6 protein-coding genes are annotated in these 7,344 nt (G+C 73.0%); all 6 read left to right on the forward strand.

Going from position 1 to position 7,344, the window contains the following annotated elements:
- The coding region (locus tag ABD54_RS24280) for a sensor histidine kinase KdpD (RefSeq protein WP_047871860.1) at nt 1–1,773 on the forward strand (1,773 nt) is incomplete at its 5' end.
- A 1-nt stretch (nt 1,774) separates the two neighbouring features.
- Nucleotides 1,775–2,209, forward strand: a complete 435-nt coding sequence (locus ABD54_RS24285; protein ID WP_047871861.1) for a roadblock/LC7 domain-containing protein — start codon at nt 1,775–1,777, stop codon at nt 2,207–2,209.
- Entirely contained in the window at nt 2,206–2,700 is a 495-nt protein-coding gene (locus ABD54_RS24290; RefSeq protein ID WP_200904187.1) for a DUF742 domain-containing protein, read from the forward strand. Before ABD54_RS24285 ends, ABD54_RS24290 begins: the two co-directional genes overlap by 4 nt.
- On the forward strand, nt 2,681–3,277 hold the full coding sequence (locus ABD54_RS24295) for an ATP/GTP-binding protein (RefSeq protein WP_047871863.1): 597 nt from the start codon (nt 2,681–2,683) through the stop codon (nt 3,275–3,277). Before ABD54_RS24290 ends, ABD54_RS24295 begins: the two co-directional genes overlap by 20 nt.
- 156 nt (nt 3,278–3,433) lie before the next feature.
- The gene (locus ABD54_RS24300; protein WP_047871864.1) at nt 3,434–4,351 is read left to right on the forward strand and encodes a sirohydrochlorin chelatase; all 918 of its coding nucleotides are present in this window, start codon (nt 3,434–3,436) and stop codon (nt 4,349–4,351) included.
- A gap of 324 nt (nt 4,352–4,675) precedes the next feature.
- Nucleotides 4,676–7,291, forward strand: a complete 2,616-nt coding sequence (locus tag ABD54_RS24305) for a nitrate- and nitrite sensing domain-containing protein (protein ID WP_047871865.1) — start codon at nt 4,676–4,678, stop codon at nt 7,289–7,291.
- Nucleotides 7,292–7,344: the final 53 nt, after the last annotated feature.

Raw genomic sequence — 7,344 nt, forward strand, 5'->3', positions numbered from 1 at the left:
CCCCCCGCCCTGACCGCCCTGGCCGAGAGCCGCTCCTGGCAGGACGCCCTCGCCGTCGCGGACGCCCTCGCCGTGTACGAGGCCCCGATCGTCGTGGACGCCCTCACCGGCGAGCAGTCCCGCGACCCCGCGCCGCCCGAGGGGCTCGGCGGCTGGCGCGAGGCCGCCGACCAGGTCAACGCCGAGCTGGCCGACATCATCGCCACGCGCTCCGTCTCCGTCGTCACCGCCACCGAGCAGGCCAGCTCCTGGATGCTCACCCTCGCCCTGGGAGGCAGCATCGCCTCCCTGTTCGCGGGTACCCTCGCCTACGGTGTGGCCGCCCGCTCCGCCGGGCGCCTCACCCACCGGCTCGCCCAGCTGCGCGCCGACACCCTGGGCAGCGCGCGCAGCGACCTGCCCCGCATCGTGCGCCGCCTGGAGTCCGGGGAACAGGTCGACCTCGACACCGAGATGAAACAGCTCGACCACGGCGACGACGAGGTCGGACAGGTCGCCGACGCCTTCAACATCGCCCAGCGCACAGCCGTCGCCGCCGCCGTCAAACAGGCCGACATCCGCGCGGGCGTCAACCGGGTCTTCCTCGGCATCGCCCACCGCCACCAGTCCCTCCTCCAGCGCCAGCTCCAGCTGCTGGACCGCGTCGAGCGCGAGGAGGAGGACCCCGACCTGCTGGAGAGCCTCTTCCAGCTCGACCACCTGGCCACCCGGGGCCGCCGCCACGCCGAGAACCTCATCATCCTGGGCGGCGCCCAGCCCGGCCGCCGCTGGCGCCACCCCGTCCCGCTCGTGGACATCCTGCGCGGCGCGATCTCCGAGACCGAGGAGTACACCAGGGTTCGCCTGACCTCCGTTCCCGACCTGTCGCTGTCCGGCGCCGCGGTGGCCGACGTCATCCACATGCTCGCCGAGCTGGTCGAGAACGCCACCGCCTACTCGCCGCCGCACACCCAGGTCACCATCGCCACCGAGTCCGTGCCCAAGGGCGTGGCCGTGGAGATCGAGGACCGGGGCCTGGGCATGACCGAGGAGGTCCTGACCAGCTCCAACCGCACCCTCAGCGAGGCGCCCGAGTTCGACGTCATGACCTCCGGCGGGGACTCGCGCCTGGGCCTGTTCGTCGTCGCCCGCCTCGCCGACAAACACGACATCCGGGTGCAGTTGCGGCACTCGCCCTACGGAGGGACCCGGGCAGTGGTGCTCATCCCCGGCACCCTGGTCGCCTCCTCCTCCAACGCCCCGGAGCTGCCCCGCACGGCCATCCGCCAGGGCGCCCACTCGGTACTGGGCGAGCCCTCGGGACAGCACGGCGAAACGCTCACAGCGCAGGACGCCCCCCACCGGACCCGGCCCCTGCTGCGCCCGGTCCCCCGCGACGGCGACGGCGCGCGCCCGGCCCGGGGCGCGCCCCTACTGCGCCGGGTACCCGAGTCCGCCTCCGACCCCGGGGACGCGGACGCCGCCCCCGAGACCGATACCGGGCCCGGCCGGGTCGGGGCCGCACCCGGCCGCCCCGGACTTCCCCGGCGCAAGCGCCAGGCCAGCCTCGCACCCCAACTCAGAGCCGCGGACCCGCCGGAGTGGGACGAAGCCGACCCCCCGGACTCCTTCCGGCGCACCCCCGAACAGGCGCGGCGGATGATGGACGCCTTCAGCGCCGGAACCCGGCGCGGTCGCGCCGCGGACATCGGGGCCGACGCCGACGAACGTGAACACAGCAGTGACGGTCAGGTCGGTGCGAGCGCCGACGATCACACAGGAGAAAACGACTGACATGGTGCGCAAGAGCAAGGCCGCTGACAATCTGGACTGGCTCCTGGACGACCTGGTCGACCGCGTCGTCGGTGCCGAGAACGCGATCGTGCTGTCGGCCGACGGACTGCTGCTCGGAGGCTCGCGGGGACTGGCCTCCGAGGACGCCGAGCACCTGTCGGCCCTGGCGTCGGCGTTCCAGAGCCTGGCGCGCGGGACGGGCCGACACTTCGGCGGCGGCGACGTCCGCCAGACCGTGGTGGAGATGGAGCACTCCTACCTCTTCGTCACCGCTGCGGGCGCCGGAGCGTGCCTGGCGGTGCTTGCCAGCGAGGACGCCGACGTCGGCCTGGTCGCCTATGAGATGAACCTGCGGGTCAAGCGGGTGGGCCAGTTCCTCACCGCCGCGCCGCGTCGGCCGGACCACCTCACCGTCACCGGGAGCGCCGGTTCATGAGCACGCCCGGAGAGCGGCGCGGAGCGCCGTCGGCCGTGCCACCGGCGCCGGACGAGGCGGCGCAGCCGCTGTCCGGCAGCCAGGCACTTGCCTGGTACAGGGGCAGGGGGCACCCGACCTCGGAGGGGCCCGCGGCGGGCGTCGTGCTCGGCGACGCCCCCTCGGGTCAGCTCGTGCGCCCGTACACCATGACCGGGGGCCGCACCCGGCCCCGGACCGGTCCGTGCCTGGACCTGGTCACCATCGTCGTCGCCGCCGCCGACCGCGGGGACCGGGAGGGAGAACCCGAACAGCAGGCCATCCTGGGCCTGTGCCGCAGACCCATATCGGTGGCCGAGATCTCCGCCCGGCTCGACATCCCCCTGACCGTCGTCAGGGTGCTCCTGGGAGACCTCCTCGCCGACGGCGACGTGCGCACCCGGGCACCCATGGCCCAGCTCCCCGAGAAGAAAGTACTTCAGGCGGTACTCGATGGCATCCGCAGACTCTGACACCAGGCCGCAGGAAGCGATCCCCCAGGCGGTCAAGATCATCGTCGCGGGGGGATTCGGCGCGGGCAAGACCACACTGGTCGGTTCCGTCAGCGAGATCACCCCGCTCAGCACGGAGGAGGTGATGACCGAGGCCAGCTACGGCGTGGACGACCTCGGAGGAGTGGAGGACAAGACCACCACCACGGTCGCCCTGGACTTCGGCCGCATCACCATCAACCCCGACATCGTCCTGTACATGTTCGGTACCCCAGGACAGGACAGGTTCTGGTTCATGTGGAACGAGCTCTCCCAGGGGGCGCTGGGCGCGGTCGTGCTGGCCGACACCCGCCGCCTGGACACCTGTTTCCACGCCGTGGACTTCTTCGAGCGCCGCGGACTGCCCTTCGTGGTCGCGGTGAACCGCTTCGAGGGCTCCACCGCCTACCGGCGCGAGGAGGTCCGCGAGGCGCTGGACATCTCCGCCGAGGTACCGGTCATCATGGCCGACGCCCGCGAGCGCGAGTCCTGCAAGGAGGTGCTGGTGGAGCTGGTCACCCACGTGATCCAGGGCCGGAGCCCCGTCATGAGCGGGTGACACGTCCGGGTCGCCGACCCGGACAATCCCCGCGGATCCGATCCGGTATACGTTCGGAGGACACGCCCGTGCAACAAGGTGCCGAACGCTACAATGTCGCGGCAGTGACCACCGGCCCCACCGGGCACCCCATCCGCCTCTCATCTGAATCCTGGTATGCGAAACTCTGACCGACTTCCCCCACGCGAACTGCCCAAGCGGCGCTCCGGCCGCCACCGCAACCCGCTGTCCTTCGACAACTGGTTCGGCACCCCCGCCCTGATCATGGCGGTCCCGGGCACGGCCGACCGGGCCAGGGGCGCCGACGGTGAGTCGATCGGTGCCCGGATGGCCGACCTCGTGCGCGCCTACCGCCCCGAGGTCACCATCCGCTACGGCCACACCGAGGGCGACGAACAGAGCCTCACCGAGGCCCTCACCGATCTCAAGGACGACCAGGGCAGCCCCCTGTCCGCAGTCGTCGTCCCGCTGGTCACCGCACCACACGCGGACACGTCCGCGGCGATCGAGGCGGCCGTCGACCGGACGGGCACCGAAGCGCGCGTCACCGAGGGCTTGGGGCCGCACCCCATGCTCGCCGAGGTGCTGCACTTGCGGCTGGCCGAGTCCGGGTACGTGCGCGCGGACCGCATGCGCCTGATCAGCGTCGTCGCCCCTGACACCACCATGGCGGACGGCATCATCGTCGGCGCTGTGGGCGGCGAGGCCGCGGCCGCGGCCGCGGGGGTGAGTGCCGTGCTGCTCGCCGCGCGTCTGGGCCTGACCGTGCTCCCCGCCGACCTGGAGAACGAGGCCGCGGTCGAGCAGGTCGTGGGCCAGCTGAGACAGGGCGGCTGCAAGCGCCCGGTGATCGCGCCCAGCGCACTGGGGCCGGAACTGCTCCGCGAGGAGCTGGAGGCGCTCGCCGCCCGCTTCGGCGCCAGGCTCGGCGCGCCCCTGGGCGCGGACAGCCTGCTGGGCAAGATCGCCGCCCTGCGCTACGCCGAGGTCCTCAACTCCCTGGGCGTGGAGCAGCCGCCTACGGTCGAGGAACTGCCCGCCCCGGTGGGATCCCGGCACCGTCCGGAGTCCTGACGGCGCGGCCGCCACGAACGCGACCTTTCCGACAGCGCGCCCAGAGGGCGCGACACGCCGTACCCCGGCACACGACGGTGTGCCTCGCGGGGGCCGTCCGCACAGCGGGCGGCCCCCGTCGCGTACGCCCGGCCTCCGTACCTGCGGGTTCTCGCACTGAGAGCGGCCGTTAACACATCCGCGGGCGGAAACCGCCCCAAGAAAAGGCAACTGATAGTGATCGTTTGACAGCATAAAGCAAGGATTCTTCGATAGCCTCGGCTTGACCGAAAGCCGCCGGGGCGCCCTCTCGCCGCCCGGCAACCGCACAGGCCGGAGGGGGCCATGCGCAGAATCCGCGACAACGCGCCCACGATCCGGAGACAGCTCACCCGCATCGTGCTGATCCCGAGTCTCTGCTTCCTCGCGCTCTGGCTCGTCGTGGCCGCCATCGGCACCATCCGCGCAGTCCAGTTCATGGGAGCCGTCGTCCAGGCCCGCGAGGGGATACAGGTCTTCTCCACCGCGGCGGAGGAGGTGAAGGCCGAACGCCGCCTCTCCCTGGTCCACCTGGGCCGCTTCGAGAGCACCGGCGCCCGCGACGTCGGGGCAGCCACAGCCCTGGACGAGCAGCGCGAGCACACCGATACCGCCATGGCCGAGGCCGTCGCGTTCGCCGAGCGGCTGCGCGGGACCCGCGACGACGAGGTCGAACGCAGCGCGACCGACCTGGTGGACAGCGCCGGGATCCTCGACGAGGTCCGCGCGGACGTGGACGCGCACGGTGCCGGGCAGGAGGAGACCATCCTGCGCTACGGCGAGGCCCTGGCGGGCACCACCGGCGCCATCACCGCGCTCGTGCACACCACCGACGGCGGGGAGAACCTCACCGACGCGGTCCTGACCAGCGAGCTCATGAGCGCCTCCTTCGCCTACTCCACCGCCGACGCGCTGCTCGCGGGAGCCATCGCCCGGGGTGAGATGAGCTATGAGGAGACGGCGCACTTCACCTACCTAACCGCCTCCTACCGCGACACCCTGGAGTCGGCCAGCACCGCCACGCACACGAGCGTGGCCGCCCGCTACGAGGAGATGGTCTCCCTGCCCGCCTGGTCCCGGGCGGAGGAGCTGAGCCGCCGGGTGGTCACCCGGCAGCCGCTCGCCGAACCGAACGAACCAGCCGGACCGGACGAATCCGTCCAGGGGGCAGCGGGCTCGGGTTGGAACGCCGACGTCGACATCAGGGCGCAGGCGTGGGACGACTCCTCCGCCGAGGCGGCCCTGGCGCTACAGGACCTGGCGGGGGTTCAGGCCAGGCGCACCATCGACCTGGCCTGGAGCGCCGCGCTGCTGCGCGTCTTCCTGGGCGTGGCGGCGGCCGCGCTCACCCTGGCGGGCGGCGCGGTGGCCATCGCCGTGGTCGGCCGATCCTCGCGCCGCCTCACCGATCGCCTGACCCACCTGCGCGAACAGATCCTGGACCGCGACGGCGACCTGCCCGACATCGTCGACCGCGCCCAGCGCGGCGAGAAGGTGGACGTCCAGAAGGAGCTGCCCCCGCTGGACGAGTGGGGCGACGACGAGATCGGCCAGGTCGCCGAGGCCTTCGACGCCGCCCAGCTCACCGCCGTGGAGTCGGCCGTGCTCCAGGCCGAGATCCGCCGGGGGGCCAACCGCGCCTTCCTGGGCATCGCCTTCCGCAACCAGGCCCTGGTCCAGCGCCAGCTCCGACTGCTCGACGAGATCGAGTACCACGAGCAGGACCCGGAGGCGCTGCGCCGCCTCTTCCGCCTGGACCACCTGGCCACCCGTGCACGCCGCTACTCCGACAACCTCATCATCCTCGGCGGGGGGCAGTCGGCCCGTCGCTGGCGCCAGCCCCGCCCGCTCGTGGACGTGCTGCGCGCCGCCATCGCCGAGACCGAGGACTTCGAGCGCGTCCGCCTGACCTCGGCGCCCCGCGTGCTCATGCACGGGCAGGTGGTCGCCGACGTGGTGCACCTGCTCGCCGAGCTCGTCGAGAACGCCACGCAGTTCTCCCCTGCGGGCACGCCCGTGGACGTCGGCTGCACCCCGGCCGCGGAGGGGCTGGTGGTGGAGATCGAGGACCGGGGCCTGGGCATGTCCGAGCGCGGTTACGCGGAGGCCGAGCGCACGCTCACCCAGCCCCCCGAGTTCGACGTCATGGCCCTGCCAGAGGACCCTCGGCTGGGCCTGTTCGTGGTCTCCCGCCTGGCCGGTCGACACGGGGTCCGGGTCTGGCTGCGACCATCGCCCTACGGGGGCACCCGGGCCACCGTACTCATCCCCGCCTCGCTGCTGGAACCGGTCGACAACCTCCTGACGGTCGGGGGCACGCCCACGGGCCGCCCGGCGGCGAACGGACGGGAGGCTCGCGTTCCGGCCGGATGGGGAGCGCCCCCGGCGAGGGCGGCCCTCACCACGCGCGGCCACGGCGCGGGCGGTGCGGACGGCGCCGTCCACGGGCGTACCGGTGAGCGTGCTCCCGTGCCGTCCTCGGCGCAGAGCGGTCCTCAGCCCCTGGCTTCGCGGTACCGAACCGGCCCGCAGGCTTCCGCCGCGCCTCCGGGACAGACCGGCCCGCAGCTCTTCGTGCCGCGGCCGGACCCGACCGGACCACAGGTACCCGTGCCGCCTCTCGGACAGAGCGGTCCGCAGGTCCCCGTACCGCCTTCCGGGCAGACGGGCCCTCAGCCCTTCGCCCCGCAGCCGGGCCGGACCGGACCGCACGGCGTCGTCTTCGCGCACACAGGACCGCAGGGGTCCGTTCCCGCGTTCGGCGCTCCCGGCGGCACCGCTGTGCCGGGGGAGACGGGGGAACACCCCCTCCCCGATCCCTACGGACACCCGCTCGGACAGGAAACCGTCCCCGAACCGTGGCCCGAGGGCGCCGCGCGCGCGTCCGCCCCCACGCAGCCGAGGGGGAACGGTGAGAGCTGACGGCAGCCCCGGTCGCAGAGCGGCCGCACACGCTCTCAGAACCCGCCCCGGCC

The sequence above is a fragment of the Nocardiopsis sp. RV163 genome (assembly GCF_001029525.1).
GTDB lineage: Bacteria > Actinomycetota > Actinomycetes > Streptosporangiales > Streptosporangiaceae > Nocardiopsis > Nocardiopsis dassonvillei.